We start from the raw sequence: 20226 nt of genomic DNA on the forward strand, positions 1-20226 counted from the left end.
CTCTTTTTTATTGCACTAATCTTGATTTACATATAAACCAAATTCATAAGGTTACAGGGGGGATTTTGTCGTTTCCCAATGATAGGTTAGGACCAGAGCCAAAGTCTCTGTTATAGAGGGTTTCATTTATGGTAAACTGTTGGGAATGTGTTGGTGATGGGCGGCTGTGCGAGTAACATCTGTTTGTCGATCGGTATTCTCAATCTGGAGTGGAAGGGGTTAATTCAATGAAACGTTTGATGAAAACCATGTTGGGGGGAACAGGCCTGGTATCTGCGCTGTTTGTTTTGTCCGCATGTACTTCTGAGGTGTCCCCGTCAGGGACTGCTGATGTTAGTGGTTTACAGGAGAAGATTACAGGTCTGGAGAAGAAGCTTGCGGACCAGAGCGAGAAGAATAGTGAGCAGAACAAAAAGATTGCGGATCTGGAGAAAAAGCTGGAGGAGCTGAGCTCCACTGTGATTGCGGTGAATGAGCCTGGCGGTAAAGCACCTGTTGGCTCGGGAAACAACGGATCGGCTGGAAAGGGCGATGGGGTGCTGATTACGTTTGCCCAGTATGAAAAGCTTGAGGTCGGCATGGCGGTGGAGGAAGTTATCGATATCCTTGGCGGCGAAGGCGAGGCATTGAGCGAAGCGGAAAATATGGTGGTCTACAACTATAAGGGCACCGGGGGTTCGGGAGCCAATGCAGTAATCGCATTCCAGGGCGGCAAGCTGCTGACGAAGGCGCAGTCGGGGCTGGAGTAAGACCGATATCTATTGAGGGTGGATTGAATACAATCGGACGATGGATTTCATATGTGTGGTAATCTGAATAGTAACGAATGAGTGGGATAGATTCGGAATTTGGAGAAGTGTTACTTTGGGATGCCAACGGGGTGTCGAGAAGTGACGCTTTTTTGGTTTTTTTTGTGCTGAAATGAGAGGATTGACGGAAGTTGGACACGATAAATGGGGGCTAGGGGTTTCTTTTCCGCGGCAGGTGTGATAGAACAGAGAAGTGGCTATCCTGTATGGATAAGCGGTTGTGAATCGGGAGCATAGCTGGATACAGAAAGGATGCTTGAACGGATGTACGTTGTATGCAAAGAACACGTGGACATCGCCATCGACATGTTTGTTGATGAGTATGAGGACGCTCCGGATATCGTTGATCTAAAGGAGACGGAATTTGCCGATTGGGACCCGCCTGCGAAGTGCGCCGAGTGCGAACAAAAGGCCGAGTATCTGGTCGTCTAGCGTACTGTGTAGGCATCCGCAGTTGGTGCGTCTGTCATGGATGCACTCGCTCGCCTGCCATCCGGTATGAACATCACAGGTAAGGAACAAAGAGAGCGTGTCGGAGCGCTCTTTTTGTGTTTTTGGCGTGTTTTGTCTGTAATAGCGTGTCTCAGACTCTTTAGATTTTAAAGGAGCTGAAATGGGGCTAGCTAATGTGTGTGGAGTTCGTTAGCTTTAATTATTGGAACAAACGATGCGTTGTAGCTAGCATCTTACTTATAGATTATCTCGCAGGACGATTAGGAGGAATGAATCTTCATGTTGATTCAGATTATTGGCGTAGGCAAACTGAAGGAAAAATATTTGACGCTGGGCATTCAGGAATATGCCAAGCGGCTCGCCCCGTACATCAAGTTTCAGATGATCGAGGTCGCAGACGAAAAAGCGCCCGACACCCTGAGCGAAGCTGAGGTGCGGGCGGTGAAGGAGCGCGAGGGTGAACGCATCCTCGCGCATGTGAAGAGCGAGGCGCATGTCGTTGCGCTCGCGTTGGATGGCCAGCTCTGGAGTTCCGAGGAGCTGGCTATGGAGATCGACAAGCTCGGCACGTATGGGACGAGCCATGTCGTGTTTGTCATCGGAGGAAGCCATGGGCTCTCCGATGAGGTGCTGCGTCGCGCGAAGCAACGTTTGAGCTTCGGGCGCATGACTCTGCCGCACCAGTTGATGCGGCTGGTGCTGGTGGAGCAGATTTATCGCGCAGTGAAGATTAATCGGAATGAACCGTATCATAAGTAGGGGCGAGTTTTTTTTGCGAAAAAGCTCGTTGTAGCCTGTATTTACAGCGTATCGACGATAGGGTTGCGAGAGGACGGTATAGCAACGGAATATGTAATGCCAGATGTAGAGGATATAGAAAGCTAAGAGAAACCATTCAAAGAGTAATCCAAGAAACAAAATTACATCTAGGACAAGTTATAGTAGATAAATCCTGAGAGATGGAACTCGAATTCATTCAGAGAAAATGTTAATGCATTCATACTTCAAAGGGCTAAAGAGTGAGGTAAAATCTGGTGACAATCAAATATATGAAATAAAGAAGCCACTCCATTTTTCTGGAGTGGCTTTGTACTCGGCTATTATACGGTGAACGGTATAATAGCGATCGTGATAAAGCAAAGGGTCGAGTTAAAGTTACAATGTTAAATCAGCCCGATGGAGACTGTGAAAGTCTACATTGTAGCCTGCACGGCGGCTATTTTCTACCTAGTGTCTCCCAAATTCTATGGAGCCAGGAATCGAACTCAGCATCTTTGTCGCCCTCGTAAGTATCATAAATATCCAGGCGTGTCTTTTGCAGTTTTTCCTTAAATTGCTCAAATGTGTGACCTTCAGGAAGGCTTTTTTTAATCCGTAGCAAAATTTTGTTAAGACCTTTAAACAGCTCACCTTTGTTTTTGGCAGGCATTTGAACATCTTCATCCAACTGCTTCAGCTTGAAATATGCAGCTTCACGCACCTGGAACACCTGATCATTTGTCAAAACATGCTGCAGTAACTTAATGGTAGGGGCTGTATCCCAGTTCCCCAATTCGTTCACCGCATTTAGTCTGTCTCTCCAGCTCGTCCGATTAGCCGCTCGTTTGAGCTCTTCAAAGTTTTCCGGTAGTTCGTTAACTGCTCCAATATCATGGTTGTTCGTCAAAATTCAATCTCCTTAATCATCGCCATCTCGGCAGAATGATGAATGTTATTTATGTGAACACTATTATAGCACGAACCTGACTAAACTACTCCTATGAAGCCGATTGACAGCCTATACATCACATTCACCAATTCATGTTTTTGTATGTAGTCACTCATATAGATGTATCAACCTATCTATTCTCCTTGACCATCTTTTTTCTCTTAATGAAGTCTACAGTGTACACCCAACCAATCAGTCCACATAAAACAAAACCAAATGCATGCAGAGATCCGTAAACGGGAATGAAATCAAGTATGGTTAAGAAAAATATCTTTTTTAGTAGCGGATATAAAATGGAAAGCACAGCAACCGTGTAAAAGGCTAGACAAGATAGGCCTAAAAAGAAGGTCGCCTTATTATCCAAAGCGTTTTTCCTCAAGTAAGCAAGGAGATAAGCGGTGTAAATCACAATATTACAGGCGAACAAAGTGACACCAATGTATTCAATTGGCTTGGAGAAAATCATACCAATAGCAATCAAGATGGGTCCGATGATATCGATGGCAACGACCCAGGGATACCAGCTTTTCTTCGTCATGATGCGTCCAAGTTCACCAATAAAAATTGGAACGATAGCAGATGAGAAATGAAAGTGAACTGAGCTTAATGCGTGCGTTGCAGGATTAGCTTGGAAGAGGTTCAAATGATATTGATATAAGGTAAACCAAATGCCCCCGATAAAAAAATAAACGAGCCCCGCACCAATCGCTAATTCCGCTGCTTTTCCTTTAGAGATCATAATAGTGGTCAAGCCATAGATGCCAAGCAGCAGTGTGAACAGTAGCCACCCAAGGGACAGAATCCCTGGGATTGTCGTACTTTCTAACCCCCACATCTTACTACTCATTACCGAGGCTAGGGTAAGAAGCGCAGCGGGAAACTGGAGCCATTTCATAGCAGCATAAACCATTCGTTGATGTTTATTCTTTTCGTCATGGTTCATAAGTAAAATCACAAGAGGTACAATGACGAAAGCCGCAAACAGTAGAAACTTTTCAACAAGTTCGAATTGAAAGTAATCAAGATAAAATATCAGAATGGTTATGATTCCACCGGGGAACGCTGGTGCTAATAATGATTTCATTAGTTGCTTCAAGGAACGATTCATGGGGTTTCCTTTCTAACTACGTTTATCGTAGTAACTGCCTGCATCCAGTTGTGAGGTGTTCTTTAGTATGGATCGGCAATTCTTCTTTTAGTAGTCTAACACATTAATTTGTCAATATATGAAAATAAGCTTATCTTACTGCGGTTGATGGAGTCATGGAAAATAGCCCTAAGAGACGCTGGAGTGATGTCCGCGTCTCTTTTTTCTGCGTTCTGATGTTTATTTATCGAATATATTAAAAAATAAAGGTAAATTTCCGATAATAAATATGCGGTTATATGCCATAAATCGACATTTATCAACATTATCCTAGAAAAGGTGATTTAATATATGTTTTCACCGTTCCAAAAGAAGAAGAGTAGACTTGAGCAGCAGCAATCGAGAGAGGACCTTGACATGAGGAGGGACTTGGACGAGCCACAAGAGGAAGTGTCGCTAAATTTGACTCCTTCCGAGGTGAAGGAAGAGCCCTCAAGTTCTGTTTTAATCAATAAGGGTCTTATGGATAAGAGCTCGCTTGATCTGGTATTCGCCGTAGAGCAGATGATTAAGGACAAGCAGCATGTCGAAATGAGTCATAATGATTTGCAGGATCGATTAAACCATTCGAACGGACAAAACGATCGTTTGAACAGAGACCTAAAGAACTTGGGCAAGGTCATTGAGGAACGCGAGAAGAGCATTTTGGAGCTGGAGCGAAAGCTGGCCGATAAGAATCTGAAGGTCGATCAAATAATGGAAGACTTTCGGGAGCTTCAATCCACTATGTCTGGTCAAAATGAGGAGCTTAAAGGTGTAATTGAGCTTGAACGCCAGAATTATGCCGGCCTGCTTCAGAAGCACAATGAGATGATTACCGATAAGAATAAGAGAATCAGCGAGCTTGAGGAGAAGAATGTAAGATATGAATCCGAGCTCACTCAAATGAAACAGAAATTCGATGCTCTTCGCCAGGAGAAAACGCATTTGCTTAATGTTGTAAATGACTTTACTAACAGATTGACATCTCCGTTTGCATCGAACGCAGGAACAACCGAGGAATCTCCAATCGATTAAAGTCATTGCTGATCGGAAGAGAGGACGAATGGTATGGAGACATACATTACGCAGGTAATGGAGCTGTTATCGCTTGGGAAGACCTCGGATGGTGTAAATCAAATCACGGTCGCAGTGTCCCAAGAGGATAGGCAAGCTATATACGAAATTAATATTGACGAGTTTACATATATTGGGCTTGAAATGTTGAAGCCACTAAATGGAGACAGGATCAGACTCTCTCCCTATTCCAAGTGGGATCCATACCGAAATACCTTTTATAGTTCCATAATTAGAACTACAGAAGTTTCCCGGGATGTGCAGTATTTTGCATGCAGCGAAGCATACATAAATGAAATTAAGCGGATCAGGAACCTTCCGCCCGTTCCAGTGGAAGACAGAGTAGCGGAACCCGCTCAGCAACGGACACAACTCCTGCGGCAATTGTCTGCACACATGCCCAAAATTTTGATTCTGTCCCTGGTAACTATCGGCTTTCTGATTGTTCTATCTATCACTTCGAAGGGGAATGACGATTCTGCAAATACGTTTAGCGGATCAGTCGGGGTGGCGATGGCTGGGGAAAAAGACGATGATTTTGAAGCGCCGATGGTGCTTACAGCTATAAGTGAACCATACAAAACGGAAACTTCAGTTACGGCTGCCAGAACAAATCCTATCGTCCTATCATACGTATCCGATCAGCCTGACAGTAATCACGAATCCTTTGAAGTCATCGACATTGATAAAGAGGAGTCTTTCTTTGGTTTACCGAAGGAATATGTGGCTTTAACCTTTGATGATGGACCTTCCACACTCACGAAGCAGTTTGTGGACATTCTGACAGAACAGAAGGTAGCGGCGACATTCCTGTTCGTGGGGCAGAAGGTGGGACCCAATCAAGATGCTGTTATCTATGCGAGTGAACATGGAATGGCGATTGGGAATCATTCCTGGGATCACAGTTTGCTTCCAAAGGACACCCCACAGGATCAGAGCGAGAGCTTGTCGAAGACAAACAGCGTTCTGGAATCATTGACGCATAAAACGGTTACTTTGTTCCGTCCACCATACGGTGCAGTTAACAACAAACTTGTCTCCGAGGTTAAGAAGTTGAATATGAAGACCCTTCTCTGGAATCGAGATCCAGAGGACTGGAATGCGAAGAAGCCAGAGGATATTATTCGATACTTTCATCAGGTCGAAGCTGCTGGCGGAGTATATGTGCTGCATGAGAACAAAAACACATTAGAAGCACTTCCGGCTATTCTTAAACACTTAAAAGAAAAAAATTTAAAATTCGTCATCTTCAAATAAAATAGACCTCAGAACAGATTGAAACCCCAAGAACTAACTTTGGTTAAAATCCAGATACAGGTATGTCCTTTCTCTATCAATCTTTAAATTTTTTACATCCATTTAATATATTCTACGACTTTTATGAATTGAACTATGGTAAAATATTTCAGGATCTATAATTGGAGAGGGGTTTTGTTAATTCATGTATTGGAAAAAAGTTCTGGGCCAAAGCACAATTCGTGTGGCAACTGCTGCACTATTACTCACCCAACTATTGGGCGCAGCGGGTTCTGTCTCTGCCGCAGGCAAAGATGTAGAAGTACACTTGATTGGTATCAATGACTTCCATGGTCAGTTAGATACCACATCGATCGTTAGTGATAAAAAGGCAGGAACGGCTCCAATTCTAGCAACCTACTTAAAAGAAGCTCAAGCAAAATATGAACATTCCCTACTCTTCCATAATGGAGACTCTGTGGGTGCATCTGCTCCAGTCTCATCTCTCGATCGTGACGAGCCTACCATGGAATGGATGAATATGATGGGCTTTGATGTAGGTTCTCTAGGCAATCATGAATTCGACCAAGGTATCGCTGCCTTGAAGGCACAAATCTTTGGTGGCCTTGATCCAAAAGAAGGCAAAGTAACTCATGCTGGTGCAAAATTTGATTACGTCAATGCAAACGTCATTGAAACTGCCACTGGCAAAACATTGATTAAGCCGTATGTTATTAAAGAAGTAGGCGGAGTCAAAATCGGATTCATCGGATTAGTGACGAAATCCACACCTGCCAAAGTATCCCCATCTGGGACAGCTGGTGTGCGTTTCTTAAGCGCAGAAGAAGAAGTTGAAGCCGTTAATAAATATGCAAAAGAATTGCAAGATCAAGGTGTAGAAACGATCATCGTTTTGGCACATGATCCAGCAACAACCAAAGAAGGCGTAACCACTGGAGAAGCGGCTGATTTAGCAAAAGCTTTGCCAGCAGATTCCCCTGTTGACGTTATCGTCGCAGGTGACAATCATGCCTTGGCTAACGGTGAAGTGAATGGAAAATTGATCGTTCAAGCGTTCTCTTATGGTACGGCATTTGAAGATATTAAATTGATGATTGACCCTGCTACTGGGGATGTAACGGAGAAATCAGCTACCGTTACAACGACTTTCCAAGAGGGTGTAAAAGAAGACCCTGAAACGTTGGCTATTATTAAAAAATCATTAGACAAGCATCCTGAGTTGACTAAGCCAGTTGGTACAACGGATGGTTCTGTTACCCGCACAGATGCTTATAATAACGAAGCTGCTCTGGGCAACCTCATTGCAGATTCAATGCGTGAAGCAGACTTTGGGGATAAGGCAAGTGCTGCTGACTTTGCATTTATGAATCCAGGTGGTATTCGTGCGGATTTGCCAAAAGGCGATGTGACCTTTGCTGATCTTGCTAAAATCCAACCTTTTGGCAATACTCTAGTGAAACTGGAGTTGACTGGCGAACAAATTAAAACGTTGTTGCAGCAACAATGGGGTACCAACGCTGACGGTACACCAAACACAAAAACTCTACAGATCTCTGGTTTGAAATATACTGCAGACTTCAACAAGCCAGTTGCAGAACGTGTTACTAGCCTTAGTCTGGAAGATGGCACACCTATTGATCCTGCAAAAACATATACAGCTGTAGTTAACAACTTTATGGCTGCAGGTGGAGATAACTATAAAGTGCTAGTAGATGCTAAATCATCCTTGGCTGGCCCTATCGATCTGGATGTATTCTACCAGTACATTGTAGATACGTATAAAGGCGCTGACATTGTGGCTAAAATCGAAGGACGTATCACGAATCTAGCTGCATCTACAGAGGAAACCGAAACACCTGCAACAACAGAATTCATTTCCCGTGCTGAATTTGTAAGTGCTCTTGTAGACCTGTTGAAACTGAACGAAGTAGCTACAGCACCTGCATTCAAGGATGTTGCTGCTAACGCTTCATATGCAGATGCAATCGCTGAAGCGACTCATGCTGGATTCATTCAAGGTTACGGTGGTAACTTCAACCCTGATCGTGATATCACTCGTGAAGAAGCAGCTACCATTCTTGCTAAATTGCTGAAAGATCAAGCATCTGATAAAAATGCGGCTACGATCATTGCAGGTTTTGAAGATGGCAAAACCGTTTCTACCTATGCGGTGAAATCTATGGCAAAACTGATTGACAAAGGTATTCTTAGTGCAGCAGAGAAAAACCTGCTTCAACCTAAACAAGGTCTTTCTACTAACGATGCAAAAGCTTTAATTCAAAAAGCTGTTGCAGCAAAAGCTTCATAATTTAAAAAGAATCTATCATTCTCGAACCACCTGTGTAACAACGCGGGTGGTTCTTTTTTTTGTTTTGAGATACATCACGATGAGATGCCCTGTCCTTGCAACCACCGGACAAACGCACTTTTTGTTCCTTGTCCACATTTATACCTTACCAAAACATTTGAAGTGCATTTAATAAAACTATCAATAATAAGGAGGTTTTGATAATGGGAAATAGAAGACCTGGAGGACCAAGAGGTGGTTATGACCCTGTTCAGATCTATAACTCTACTTCGTTTAATGCGTCTGGAAAAGTTGAATATGCATCCATCTTTTGTAGTGACGACAACTATAGTGTTCTGCGTGACGAGACTTGGAGAGCTTCCAGTCGTGGGGCTTGTTTGTTGACTAGAATCACCGCAACGGTTAGAACGCCAAGTGGGAATATTGAAGCCGAGCCGTATACTTCTTCCGGTACTTCTTACAGCCAGTTTGCCATTATACAGGTAGGGGTAAATAAGTTCCAAGTGACACGTGTTACTAGTGCCACGAGACGCCGCAAGTAATAACTGAAGCGATCATCATAAGCATCAAACTTAACCTAAAAAGACGACTGGCCGTAGAAAAAGGCCGGTCGTCTCTTTTTTTGCTTTAATGTTTCTTGTACCATAATATTTTGCGATGCATTGAGGAATCTTTCAAAAGCTGGAAAGGCCGTAGGTCCGGTTTATAATTACCTTCAATAATCCAAATTCGAAGTTTCCTGTCGATACCTATATCGAACCCGACTTGTCTAAGCTTAGGGTAACGCTCTCCCAGTCGTTTGGCAGCTGATAGTGCAATGTGTTCCGCTTTGACAAGCAAGCTGCGATCTTCGATTCGAGCTAATTTGAGAGCCTCCAGCACTGGAATGGTGCGGCTAGTCACATTCGTGACCAGATACCCCTGCGCCGCAACTTTAGCGTAGGAGCCGGTAACGTTCCAAGTGGCTGAAGAGCCTTTTTTGCGCTGAACAATGATTCGAATGTCGAACGGTTTGTGCCCAATTTGGGCAAGATACAGACGTTTTTGGACAATGTATCCATGACTTTTATTTCTTTTGTGGAGCCATTGAAGTACCTTGTTGGTGTCTCTCATGATGACCACATTATTTTCATTTTGAATACGATAGGTTCTTACACCGTTCCGTTTGATAAAAATAATATCTCTTCCATAACTTCCGTTACGAGGTTTCAGTACGATGCTTTGATATTGAAGCAGCACTTTCGTTAAAGTGTCCTTTTTAAGTAGCTGTGTTTCAGGTAACCGTCCGGCGAGAGAGGACGCATTGCGGAGAATGCGATACTGCAGCCATTTATCTCTTTTGATTAACATTGGAATCACAGCCTTTTTCCAGACTTCTACGGTAATTCTAATTCAAATTAGGGATCAGCATAAGCGGCCATTCGTCTATATTTTATGAGAAAAGCTAGAACGCAAAAAAGCTACTGACATTACGTTGTCAGTAGCCCTTTTGTATATTAAGAACATGCGAATAGCGCAGTGCTTTGGAGAAGGGGCGACCTTTCTCATCATATGATTATAGAGGTGGAATTTATTTATGAGCAATGTCAAATGGGAAGTGGATCCGGACCACAGCTCTGTTGAGTTTTCGGTGACGCATTTAATGATTAATAAAATCAAAGGTGTATTCGAGCAGTTCGAAGCGGTTATAAGTTTTGACCCCAAGGATGTAGCAACTATGGGGATTCAGGCTTCCATCGACACAAATAGTATCACAACTCGCCAGCGGCAACGCGATGAACATCTTAAGAGCGAAGAATTCTTTCATACTGCCAAGTATCCAGCGATTACGTTTCAAAGCACCAACTGCGTTCTTGCTGGCGAGCGGCAATATGAACTTGCAGGCAATCTAACGCTGCATGGAGTATCAAAACCTATCACTTTTCATACCGTTTTTGAAGGGTTTAATAAAGACCCTCGAGGCAGGGAACGTGTGGGGTTTCATTCGACTGCCAGTATCGATCGTAATGAATTTGGCTTGAGCTTTAATTCGCCTCTGGAAACGGGTGGAATTGTCGTTGGAAATGAAGTGAACATCGAGCTTTATATCGAAGCAATTCGAATAGAATAGCATTGTTACATGATATCTGAACATGCACTCGCCATAATTATGGCGAGTTTTTCGTTGTGTATACCACAGTCCTATTTCTAGTATTTTTTGGCTATACATTAATGCGAATATGTATACAACTTTTTTACCAAAATATATACAAGTTGTTCGTTTACTGTATACTCTTTCGATGTTATACTCACAGTATTCAAAAAGAATTTGTGAAAATATGTCGAATTGAGGCTTAACTAGGATGATTATAGATAAAAGTGAAGACGGCAAAACGATCATCCTTATTCCATCGCTTGAGCCAGATGAGAGACTTCTAGCCTATGTACGGCAATTGCGAGAATATGGCTTGACCCATATTGTCATTGTGGACGACGGATCTGGTGAGGCGTATCAATCGATTTTCGAAGAGCTGAGTGAGAACGGGTGTGTCTTGCTTCGGCATGCGGAAAATCTGGGAAAGGGTGCTGCACTTAAGACCGGATTTAAGTATATCGGACAGCAGTTCGGTGCGTCTTCGTTCGTCGTCACTGCGGACTCAGATGGGCAGCACGCAGCAGAGGATGTATACAGACTTGCCAAAGAAGCCAGACAGCACCCTGATGCATTGGTTCTCGGGGTAAGGAACTTCAGTGAGGGAGGCATACCGCCGAAATCTTTGCTGGGCAATCGAATGACGTCCTTTATTTTTGCTATGCTCTACGGCAAGAAACTTTCAGATACCCAAACAGGGCTTCGAGCCTTTGGCCCCGGGCTGCTTGCTTTCATGCAAGATGTTCGTGGCACTCGTTTTGAATATGAGCTGCAGATGCTCATCTCGTGCATTCAGTCCGGTATACCGATTCATACCATGCCAATTCAAGTCATCTATGAGAATGGAAATGCAGGCACACACTTTAAAGCGGTTCAGGACAGCGCTCGGGTAATGGGTGTGCTGTTCTCCAACTTCCTGCGGTTTATTTCCTCTTCCGTTGCGAGTTCTGTCGTCGATTTGGGAATTGCATGGTTTTTGATCGACTTTTTGCGGCCTATATTGGGTCAGCAGGATTATCTAAGAATTCTGCTCGCAACCGTGATTGCGAGAATTATCTCTATTGTCGTCAACTATGTACTGAATAGGCACTTTGTATTCCGCAAAGAGGATAGTCAGGGCAGTCTATGGCGTTATTTGACGTTGTGCGGTTTCGTGATTGTGCTTTCCAGTACGGGGGTATATTTGTTCCATACGATTTTCTTCGTGGATGAGAAAATCGCGAAATTTGTCTGTGATGCCTTGCTGTTCCTGCTCAGTTTTCAATTGCAGCGAAGATGGGTATTTGCAGCAAGGAGGAAGCAGCTGTAGTGCAAAACGAAAAAAGACAACATATTTTCTTTGTCATCACCATGATCCTGATGTCGATTTATTTGCTATGGCGGATGTTCTTTACACTGCCATGGGGAGAAGGCGTTCTGAACGTCATCTTCGGCATGCTCTTAATTGTGGCTGAAACGGTAACCGTACTGACCACCTTTGAATTGTTTTTTCAAAAGATGCAAAAGGAACGTACCCAGCTCGACTTTCCCATCGTCCCTCCCGATTTTTATCCTCATGTGGATGTGTTCATTGCCACCCATAACGAGCCGGTTGATCTTTTGTATAAAACCGTCAATGCTTGTACGTTCATGGATTACCCTGACAAGCAGAAGGTTCACATCTATCTGTGTGATGATGGAGCACGACCTGAGGTGGAGGAGCTTGCGAAGCAGTTTGGCGTAGGATATCTGGGTTTTCCCGGCAACAAGCATGCCAAATCAGGTAACCTGAATAATGCCCTGAGCAAAACCTCTTCTCCACTCATTGCAACCTTTGATGCAGATATGATCCCGCAACACACCTTTTTGATGAAAACCGTCCCGTATTTCCTGCTCTCCACGTTTATAGAAGAGAACGGGAGATGGCGGCTTCGCCGTGAGGATGAAATAGATAAAAAGTTCAAGCTGGGGCTGGTACAGACCCCTCAAAGCTTCTATAATCCGGATCTGTTCCAGTTTAACTTGTATGCAGAGCAAGGAATTCCGAATGAACAGGATTTCTTCTCCAGAGAAGTGAACATTCTGCGTAATGCCTCGAATGCGGTAGCCTATACCGGAAGTAATACGATCATTTCCCGGCAAGGCATGGAAGACATCGGCGGTTTTCCGCTGAACACAATCACCGAGGACTTTGAGACAAGCATCCGCCTACAGCAGGAAGGCTATATTACCTATGCGACTCAAGAGGTTCAAGCTGCCGGGCAGACGACAACAACAGTCCCGAGCATGATTAAGCAGAGAATACGCTGGGCAAGGGGAATTATTCAGAGCCTGCAGAATACACGTGCTCCTATATCCGAGAAGCTTCCTTTCTGGACGAGGGTAACCTATTTAAGCAGTTTCTTATACTGGTGGTCCTTCTTTAACCGTTTGATTTTCATTCTGGCTCCTATTTTATTTGCATTGTTTGATTTCAAGATTGTAAACACAACCTTCTGGCAAATCTTAATATTCTGGCTTCCGTCCTATTTCTTCTACAGTGTATCGATGCGTTATCTGTCGAGCAATATTCGGAATCAGCGCTGGAGTCAGGTTATTGATACGATATTTATGCCTTATCTGATATGGCCGGTTCTCCTTGAAACGCTGGGCATCCGCGAGAAAAAATTCAAGGTTACGAATAAAAGCAGAGCGAACGGTCGGAAATGGATGTCTGCTTTGTTATATGCACTTCCGCATATCTTCCTGCTTTTGCTTTCGATTGCGGCTGTGATTCGGTACGTTAACGGTAAATATGGCATCGCGCTGTTCTTCAGCAGTATCATTATTTTCTGGCTCATTCATAATATGATTGCGCTGTGTTATGCCCTGTTCTTCATGATCGGGCGTCGTGCGTATCGGGAGACAGAGCGGATTCGGGCGCAGGAGGATGTCATGATCCACGACCAGGACACGAATCTGCGCTATCAGGCCAAGACAGTAGATGTATCTGAACAAGGTATTGCCTTTTATGTGCCGTATCCCATTTATCTACCTGAACAGAAGACGATCTCTCTGGTCGTAAAATCCGAGCGGTATGAGGCCAATCTTCAAGCGGTCATTGTTTATGTGAAACAGGATGGAGAAGGCTGGCGTTATTCCGCTACGGTTCAGCCGATGGATGAGACGGATAACCGTCAATACATGCAAATCATCTACGATCGTAAACACTCATTGCCAGAGCAGATGAACCTGTGGGATACGGCTTACGACGATATGCTTCGCAATGTAAAAAAACGTATTGTTCAACCTAGATCGGATCAACGAAAAATGCCGAGGCTTTCCCTTCAGCTTCCAGTTCATTTCACCAATCATGCTGGATGTACGCTGCGCAGCTTCAATTATCGTTTCTTTTCCGCCACGGGTCTTCATGGTGATATTACGGCAGGAGAGATCGTTACTTTTTATACGAAGAGTAATATTGAAGTCATCTTGCAGCATACAGGGAAAACAACAGCCAATCGTCGCGAAGTGCTTCTCTCGGTGGAGAATATTGATGATATCGTGGAGCGCGGTTTGATTGATCAATTGCTGAGTGATTTGACCCATCCACATGCCGAGCGTTTCACCAGAGAGGGTTAGGAGAGATAGATATGCTGTATTTGCTTCAATTTGTGATGGGAGTTTTATTGATATTCTCCTTTATGGGTTACATGCAGTTTGTTCGAAAGGCACTATCGATACGTTGGGAGTTCATCCCTGTATTTGTGTTTTCCTCCATAGCATGTATTGTCTTTCTTAGCGGTTTGGCAGGGCAACTCTACATTGGCAGCCTTGTCCTTCTTTTCGTCGGATTACTATTGTACGGAGGTATGGTGTTTCTCGGAATGCGCCGAGGAGCATCCTTTCGCATTTCTTTTTCCTTATTCCAGTTTTCATTCCTGGCAGGGACGTTCATTTTCTTGCTGGTACTCTTCCAAAATCAACTAACGCACTACGATAATTTTTCCCACTGGGCGATTGTCTTGAAGCAGATGCTCAGCACAGATACTTTTCCGACACCGGATTCGAACCTAATTGATTTTAAAAATTATCCGCTAGGGACCTCATCATTTATTTATTACGTCTGTCGCTTCATGGGACATTCCCAGTCCGTGATGCTCCTGGCACAAGGTCTGCTCATCTTTTCCTGTTTTTACGCCATGTTTGGTATCGTATCCGAGAAGAAACGTTTTCTGCTGTATGCATTTCTTGGACTCGGGTTATCTACACTCTCTTTCTTCAACCTAACGATTCGGATTACCAACCTGCTTGTGGATTTCTTGCTTCCTATCTATGCGCTCGCCATCCTGACGGTCATATACCAATATCGTCATGATATCAAGCGAGCATGTATCATCATGCTCCCACTTGCAGGTGTGCTGACAGTCATTAAAAGCACAGGCATTATTTTCGCAGCCATCAGCCTGATCTTCCTGGTGTATACATGGCTAAAGCACAAACAAAAGTTCAGTTGGAAAAGTGCGCTGGCTGTTATTGGCACCATCTGCGGTTCACTGATTCCATACTTCAGCTGGAGCTGGCGGATGGCAACGGTGTTTCAGGGCGTCGATAACAAATTCGATGTGGCCACTTCCGGGATTCAATCCGGCAAAACGGCGGAGCAGATGCATGAGATTCTGTGGCTGTTCTTAAAATCGAGTACGGATATTACGACACGGCCGGTCATCGGTATTGTCATTTTCGAGATTGTAGCGATTGCGGCTTCGATATTTGCCTATGTGGTGCTCAAGAAGAAGTGGAATTTGTGGAAAGCACTGATTGCACTGGATGTTGTATTGCTGCTGTATTATGCAGGCATTCTGGCGCTGTATCTCTTCTCCATGCCGATGGATGAGGCGATCGTACTGGCAGGTTTTGAGCGTTATGCCTCGAGTATTGTAGTGCTGTTCGCCGGCGGGCTGGTGCTGTGTGCTGCAATCGACCTGGAGCGTTCATTCCACTATCGGATTGGTGAAGTGCCTAATTATCAAGCCTTTAAGACGGTCGAGACGAAGGGGCACTATCAAAAAGGAATCATCGGCTGTATGGCGATTGCGGCGACCATCCTTTTATCGGAATACAACGGGATTGTCTCGATTGCCAAAACCTACGATACAACGCTCCCTTACAAAATCCATGCGGTTACCGGCGATCGCTGGTATAAAGATGGGCAGGAGGACAACAACAGATATCTGTTCTACGCCTCGGATAGAGACCAGCAGGTCACGAATTATTACATGCAGTATGTCGGGAAGTATTTCTTGTATGCTCCACATGTGGACGGGATCGTGTTGTTCTATGAGGATAATATGGACAATCTCCTGAGTGGCTACGATTATCTGGTCGTCGTGGAGACGGATCGTAACGCAAAGTGGTTGCTGAAAAAGCACTATGGCATTGACATGCAGGAGGGGATCTACAAGATTACCCGTTCCGGAGAACAGATCATTCTTACGCTGACTTGAGATCTATAGAGTGGATTCTGATTCGGTCAAAATTCTTGGTATAATGTAAATAGCCTGGAAATGAAGGGACTGAACTATGCGCAGATATCAATATCTTAAACCTAACTATTAAATCCTAATGGAGGTAAAAGTATTGATTACAGAGTTACACACAGAACGTTTACAATTGAGAAAAATGAAGGTGTCGGATTCTTCGAGCTTGTTCACCGTTTGGTCTGATCCCGAGGTTACTAAATTTATGAATGTTAGTTGTTTTACTGACGTAGAGCAAGCGAAAGAAATGATCAAACTTCTGGATGATCTCTCTCAAGATCGTAAGGCTATCCGTTTCTCCATAATTAAAAAAGAGTCCAACGAAATTATAGGTTCTTGCGGTTATAATTCTTTGGATTATGACAACTTAAAAGCAGAAATTGGATATGATATTGCTAAATCATCGTGGGGAAGAGGATATGCTTTAGAGGCGGTCTCTACTTTGGTAGATCATGCATTCTCATCTTTAAAACTGAACCGAGTCGAAGCAAAGGTTGATCCCGAAAATGTGAATTCGATAAAGCTCTTACAAAAGCTCCGTTTCACATTAGAAGGAACATTTAACGATCTCCATATGTATTCAAGGTTAGTAGATACATGAGTTTTATATAAAATTTAAAGAGGCCGTTCCGTAGCTGGAATGGCCTCTTTGTTAATATACAGAGAAACGGGTGAGTCACACGGTGTCTCATAGGCGAGTTATTCAATGAAGTTTTTCGTTGCGTTATACATATTTTCTGCGTATTCATCGACTTCATCTCGGGACATACGTAAGCGAGCAACAGAAGTACCATATCCAATTTCCTTATGACCCTCCTGTAATCCTTCGAAAATTCCATCTGCAAAAACATCCAATGGTTCTCCATGCGTATGCAATCCTGCTCCACCCAGATCTGTACTTACTGCCGGAGGAGCAACTTCAATGACCTCTACAGATGTATCCGAAAGCTGGTGTCTCAGGCTGATTGTAAAGGAGTGAAGTACCGCTTTGGTTGCAAGATAAGGAGCGAACAGCATGGATAGATGAAAAGGAGCGTAATTAAATTTCTCTTTAGGATAGGGATATACCTCACGGGTAAAGGAAAATCGGACTCAGTTATAGCTTATAACTATAACCTGCTATAGCCCATTCATAGAACATTAAATCCGATCGGATATGTTATATTTAATCTTATAATTAATTTACGGGGAGATTAAACGATGAGCATTCAAACAGAACCTAAACAGCGGACCGTCACTCCATTTCGATATGATATTGTAGGCAGTTTCTTGCGCCCAAGCACGTTGAAAGAGGCGAGAGCGAAATACCAAAACGGTGAAATTACTTCTTGGCAACTAGAGGAAGTAGAAAACGCTGAAATTGTGAAGCTCGTGCAAAAACAAAAAGAAGTTGGCCTTCAAGCTGTAACGGACGGGGAATTCCGTCGCTCTTGGTGGCATCTGGACTTCTTCTGGGGACTTGACGGTGTTGACCGGACCATCATTGATCAAGGCTATGAGTTTAACGGTGCGAAATCCAGACCCGAAACAGCACGTCTGACGGGCAAAGTAAGTTTCAGTAGCCATCCGTTTGTTTCACATTATGCATTCTTAAAAAGCGTTGCTGGCGATGACGTCGTTGCGCGTTAATCCATTCCTGCTGCAGCACAGTTCCTGTTTGAATTGGACCGGGCAGAAAATAAAGAAAGTACGCAAGCCATTTACCCGAACCGTGAAGAGTTGCTTACGGATATTGCTAAAGCTTACAAAGAGGCAATTCTAGCTTTGTATGAAGCGGGCTGCCGCAGCATTCAAATTGACGATTGCACGTGGGGAGCACTCTGCGACCAGCAGTTCATGGCATTCATGGAGCAGATTGGCGTAAATGTGGCCGATTATGCGAACGAGCTTGCGAAGTTGAACGAGGAAGTTGTATCCGGTTTGCCGGAGGACCTCGTCGTAACGACACATGTATGCCGTGGGAATTACGTTTCGACATATGCAGGTGTTGGTGGAGGTTATGAGCCGATCGCGCAAACGCTCCTGAACATTGATAACTACTCCGGTTACTATCTGGAGTTTGATACCGAACGGGCAGGCGATTTCAAACCACTTCGTTTCCTGAAGGACAACCAACAGGTCGTGCTTGGGCTGTTCTCTTCCAAATTTGGTGAGCTTGAAAACAAGGAAGATATTCTGAAGCGTATCGAAGAAGCGAAGCAATATGTGGATCTGGACCGGATTTGCCTGAGCCCGCAATGCGGATTCGCTTCCACGGAAGAAGGAAACCATCTGACAGAAGAGCAGCAATGGCAGAAGCTTGCGTTTATTAAAGAAATTGCTGAAGAGCTCTGGAAATAGTCCATAAGCTGAAAGCATATTTTCAACCGAAATTAGTCGTACGGACATTGATCCGTACGGCTAATTTGCATTTTGAGCCGTGCCCTAGTATGACCATTAATGGGTTTATGTTGTTGGGACTCGTTTATTTCAAATTTTCATATTATATAGGTAGTTAAATGAGATACAATGCTATTATAGATAAGGGCATCCAGTTGGATGCCTTTAAATATAGGAATGAAAAGGACTACATACATACCGAAGGTGTCGACATTAATTTAAAGTGGTGAGTGGATGAAAGAATTGTACAGTCAGGTGAACCGAAAAACATATTATATTTCGATGTTAACTCTCATTGCTCTTATGTTATCTGGATTAATCCTATCGACGACAGAATTAAGCGGAATTACAGTGGGCTATGTTATCCATTTTTTTTGTGTGGCCATTCTAGCGGTTTGTTTGTTGATCTACCCCAAGCATGAAACCTATGTTTTCAGAAAGATCATCATCCTGTTTGGCTTTGCTTATTTCTATACCATGTTCTTCTTATATCCAGAGACCTGGACTACGTACATTCTCATTTGTTTGATTCCCTTACTTGCCATTTTGTTTTTTGATTTAAAATTGTTTTATTTCTCCATCATTCTGAATGGAGTTTTAATTGTGATCACGTTTGGCTATATCATCCTGATTGATCAAGGTAAAATATATTCGTATGTACATCATGACATCGTGGGGAACCTCATTAATATTATAGCGAGTCAGGTATTATTATTTCTCATTTTCCATTTGTCCTTTAGTCGTATGAAAAAGCAGCAGCTCTATCATGAACAATTACAACAATCGGAGCGTTTAAAGATGATAGCCCATTTGACGGCAGCTGTGGCGCATGAGATTAGAAATCCAGTCACCGTTGTTCGAGGTTTTTTGCAGTTATACAGAGAAGATCCTGCATTTGATGATTCAGTCAAAAAGAAGTTTAATTTAATGATTGATGAGTTAAATACCGTTGAACAGATTACTTCTCAGTTTCTAACCCTTTCCAAGCCCAATAGAGATCAGCAACCAGAAAAAGTGGATGTGAACGATGCTCTTCAGAGCGTGACAGGTCTGGTTCGTTCCTATGCGATGTTATCTGATAATCAGCTGAATATCGAGGCAGAGGAGAATTGCTTCATTTTTATTAATCCAATCGAGTTTAAGCAGCTGATGATGAATCTAATTAAAAACGCTTTGGAAGCCTCGACTATGGGGAAACCCGTCACTGTGATTGCCAAGAGGAATCATCATTATATCGAGATCAAAATCATTGATGAAGGAAGTGGAATGTCAGAGGATGAGGTGAAGTCACTCGGGACTCCGTTTTACTCATTAAAAAGTAATGGAACCGGATTAGGATTAATGATCTGTTTTAATATTGTAGAAAAATATGACGGGGAAATTAATTATGAAAGTACGAAAGGTGTTGGAACAACCGTTACGGTACGTTTCTTGGCTACGGATGGGAAGTAAAGGATACATGAAGGGTCTTATGTTAAAA

At 43.4% G+C, this 20226-nt stretch carries 16 protein-coding genes and 2 pseudogenes; 14 read left to right on the forward strand and 4 right to left on the reverse strand.

The features are described 5' to 3' along the window. Positions 1-227 precede the first annotated feature (227 nt). From ACR1R9_RS27570 to rlmH, 3 genes are all read left to right on the forward strand, one after another. Positions 228-749, forward strand: a complete 522-nt coding sequence (locus tag ACR1R9_RS27570) for a hypothetical protein (RefSeq protein WP_433922269.1) — start codon at positions 228-230, stop codon at positions 747-749. Between the two features lie 324 nt (positions 750-1073). Further along, complete coding sequence (locus ACR1R9_RS27575; protein WP_063870633.1) at positions 1074-1241, forward strand: CxxH/CxxC protein; 168 nt, start codon at positions 1074-1076, stop codon at positions 1239-1241. Between the two features lie 300 nt (positions 1242-1541). Beyond that, the gene (gene rlmH / locus ACR1R9_RS27580) at positions 1542-2021 is read left to right on the forward strand and encodes a 23S rRNA (pseudouridine(1915)-N(3))-methyltransferase RlmH (protein WP_053781980.1); all 480 of its coding nucleotides are present in this window, start codon (positions 1542-1544) and stop codon (positions 2019-2021) included. A 457-nt stretch (positions 2022-2478) separates the two neighbouring features. Here rlmH and ACR1R9_RS27585 read toward each other — a convergent pair whose 3' ends face one another. Together ACR1R9_RS27585 and ACR1R9_RS27590 are read right to left on the reverse strand one after the other, a co-directional pair. Beyond that, positions 2479-2928, reverse strand: coding sequence for a HEAT repeat domain-containing protein (locus ACR1R9_RS27585; RefSeq protein ID WP_433922268.1), 450 nt, complete (start codon positions 2926-2928; stop codon positions 2479-2481). A 172-nt stretch (positions 2929-3100) separates the two neighbouring features. Further along, positions 3101-4078, reverse strand: a complete 978-nt coding sequence (locus ACR1R9_RS27590) for a YndJ family transporter (protein ID WP_433922267.1) — start codon at positions 4076-4078, stop codon at positions 3101-3103. 396 nt (positions 4079-4474) lie between these two features. On the opposite strand from ACR1R9_RS27590, the gene ACR1R9_RS27595 reads away from it, so the two are divergent. The 4 genes from ACR1R9_RS27595 to ACR1R9_RS27610 all read left to right on the forward strand — a co-directional run bounded on the left by ACR1R9_RS27595 (position 4475) and on the right by ACR1R9_RS27610 (position 9280). Continuing rightward, positions 4475-5134: a hypothetical protein gene (locus ACR1R9_RS27595; protein WP_246317866.1), complete on the forward strand. Its 660-nt coding sequence runs from the start codon at positions 4475-4477 to the stop codon at positions 5132-5134. 33 nt (positions 5135-5167) lie between these two features. Beyond that, a complete protein-coding gene (locus tag ACR1R9_RS27600) occupies positions 5168-6430 on the forward strand; it encodes a polysaccharide deacetylase family protein (protein WP_433948857.1) in 1263 nt (420 codons plus the stop codon). Between the two features lie 184 nt (positions 6431-6614). Further along, a complete protein-coding gene (locus tag ACR1R9_RS27605) occupies positions 6615-8738 on the forward strand; it encodes a 5'-nucleotidase C-terminal domain-containing protein (RefSeq protein ID WP_175380699.1) in 2124 nt (707 codons plus the stop codon). 203 nt (positions 8739-8941) lie between these two features. After that, the gene (locus tag ACR1R9_RS27610; RefSeq protein WP_076287210.1) at positions 8942-9280 is read left to right on the forward strand and encodes a hypothetical protein; all 339 of its coding nucleotides are present in this window, start codon (positions 8942-8944) and stop codon (positions 9278-9280) included. A gap of 85 nt (positions 9281-9365) precedes the next feature. On the opposite strand, the gene ACR1R9_RS27615 is transcribed toward ACR1R9_RS27610, so the two are convergent. Then, entirely contained in the window at positions 9366-10088 is a 723-nt protein-coding gene (locus tag ACR1R9_RS27615) for a YheC/YheD family protein (protein ID WP_326066649.1), read from the reverse strand. Between the two features lie 226 nt (positions 10089-10314). On the opposite strand from ACR1R9_RS27615, the gene ACR1R9_RS27620 reads away from it, so the two are divergent. The 5 genes from ACR1R9_RS27620 to ACR1R9_RS27640 all read left to right on the forward strand — a co-directional run bounded on the left by ACR1R9_RS27620 (position 10315) and on the right by ACR1R9_RS27640 (position 16968). Continuing rightward, entirely contained in the window at positions 10315-10848 is a 534-nt protein-coding gene (locus ACR1R9_RS27620) for a YceI family protein (protein WP_433922265.1), read from the forward strand. A gap of 232 nt (positions 10849-11080) precedes the next feature. Further along, a complete protein-coding gene (locus ACR1R9_RS27625; RefSeq protein WP_433922264.1) occupies positions 11081-12178 on the forward strand; it encodes a glycosyltransferase in 1098 nt (365 codons plus the stop codon). Continuing rightward, a complete protein-coding gene (locus tag ACR1R9_RS27630) occupies positions 12178-14469 on the forward strand; it encodes a glycosyltransferase family 2 protein (RefSeq protein WP_433922263.1) in 2292 nt (763 codons plus the stop codon). The genes ACR1R9_RS27625 and ACR1R9_RS27630 overlap by 1 nt, the downstream gene beginning before the upstream one ends. Before the next feature lie 11 nt (positions 14470-14480). Then, positions 14481-16334: a hypothetical protein gene (locus ACR1R9_RS27635; RefSeq protein ID WP_433922262.1), complete on the forward strand. Its 1854-nt coding sequence runs from the start codon at positions 14481-14483 to the stop codon at positions 16332-16334. A 133-nt stretch (positions 16335-16467) separates the two neighbouring features. Further along, the gene (locus tag ACR1R9_RS27640) at positions 16468-16968 is read left to right on the forward strand and encodes a GNAT family N-acetyltransferase (RefSeq protein WP_433922261.1); all 501 of its coding nucleotides are present in this window, start codon (positions 16468-16470) and stop codon (positions 16966-16968) included. A gap of 98 nt (positions 16969-17066) precedes the next feature. On the opposite strand, the pseudogene ACR1R9_RS27645 reads toward ACR1R9_RS27640, so the two are convergent. After that, positions 17067-17402: pseudogene (locus tag ACR1R9_RS27645) on the reverse strand (SDR family NAD(P)-dependent oxidoreductase); the annotation flags it as partial. A 165-nt stretch (positions 17403-17567) separates the two neighbouring features. On the opposite strand from ACR1R9_RS27645, the pseudogene ACR1R9_RS27650 reads away from it, so the two are divergent. Both ACR1R9_RS27650 and ACR1R9_RS27655 read left to right on the forward strand, forming a co-directional pair. Then, positions 17568-18707 (forward strand): annotated as a pseudogene (locus ACR1R9_RS27650) (5-methyltetrahydropteroyltriglutamate--homocysteine S-methyltransferase). A 783-nt stretch (positions 18708-19490) separates the two neighbouring features. After that, the gene (locus ACR1R9_RS27655) at positions 19491-20198 is read left to right on the forward strand and encodes an ATP-binding protein (RefSeq protein WP_433922260.1); all 708 of its coding nucleotides are present in this window, start codon (positions 19491-19493) and stop codon (positions 20196-20198) included. Positions 20199-20226: the final 28 nt, after the last annotated feature.

The sequence above is a fragment of the Paenibacillus taichungensis genome, from assembly GCF_050994985.1.
Taxonomy (GTDB): domain Bacteria; phylum Bacillota; class Bacilli; order Paenibacillales; family Paenibacillaceae; genus Paenibacillus; species Paenibacillus taichungensis.

Excerpts from the sequence above, each read along its gene's own strand:
- ACR1R9_RS27570 (WP_433922269.1), top strand. The coding sequence starts at position 228 with ATGAAACGTTTGATGAAAACCATGTTGGGGGGAACAGGCCTGGTATCT.
- ACR1R9_RS27575 (WP_063870633.1), top strand. The coding sequence starts at position 1,074 with ATGTACGTTGTATGCAAAGAACACGTGGACATCGCCATCGACATGTTT.
- rlmH (WP_053781980.1), top strand. The coding sequence starts at position 1,542 with ATGTTGATTCAGATTATTGGCGTAGGCAAACTGAAGGAAAAATATTTG.
- ACR1R9_RS27590 (WP_433922267.1), bottom strand. The coding sequence starts at position 4,078 with ATGAATCGTTCCTTGAAGCAACTAATGAAATCATTATTAGCACCAGCG.
- ACR1R9_RS27595 (WP_246317866.1), top strand. The coding sequence starts at position 4,475 with ATGAGGAGGGACTTGGACGAGCCACAAGAGGAAGTGTCGCTAAATTTG.
- ACR1R9_RS27600 (WP_433948857.1), top strand. The coding sequence starts at position 5,168 with ATGGAGACATACATTACGCAGGTAATGGAGCTGTTATCGCTTGGGAAG.
- ACR1R9_RS27605 (WP_175380699.1), top strand. The coding sequence starts at position 6,615 with ATGTATTGGAAAAAAGTTCTGGGCCAAAGCACAATTCGTGTGGCAACT.
- ACR1R9_RS27610 (WP_076287210.1), top strand. The coding sequence starts at position 8,942 with ATGGGAAATAGAAGACCTGGAGGACCAAGAGGTGGTTATGACCCTGTT.
- ACR1R9_RS27615 (WP_326066649.1), bottom strand. The coding sequence starts at position 10,088 with ATGTTAATCAAAAGAGATAAATGGCTGCAGTATCGCATTCTCCGCAAT.
- ACR1R9_RS27620 (WP_433922265.1), top strand. The coding sequence starts at position 10,315 with ATGAGCAATGTCAAATGGGAAGTGGATCCGGACCACAGCTCTGTTGAG.
- ACR1R9_RS27625 (WP_433922264.1), top strand. The coding sequence starts at position 11,081 with ATGATTATAGATAAAAGTGAAGACGGCAAAACGATCATCCTTATTCCA.
- ACR1R9_RS27635 (WP_433922262.1), top strand. The coding sequence starts at position 14,481 with ATGCTGTATTTGCTTCAATTTGTGATGGGAGTTTTATTGATATTCTCC.
- ACR1R9_RS27655 (WP_433922260.1), top strand. The coding sequence starts at position 19,491 with ATGAAAAAGCAGCAGCTCTATCATGAACAATTACAACAATCGGAGCGT.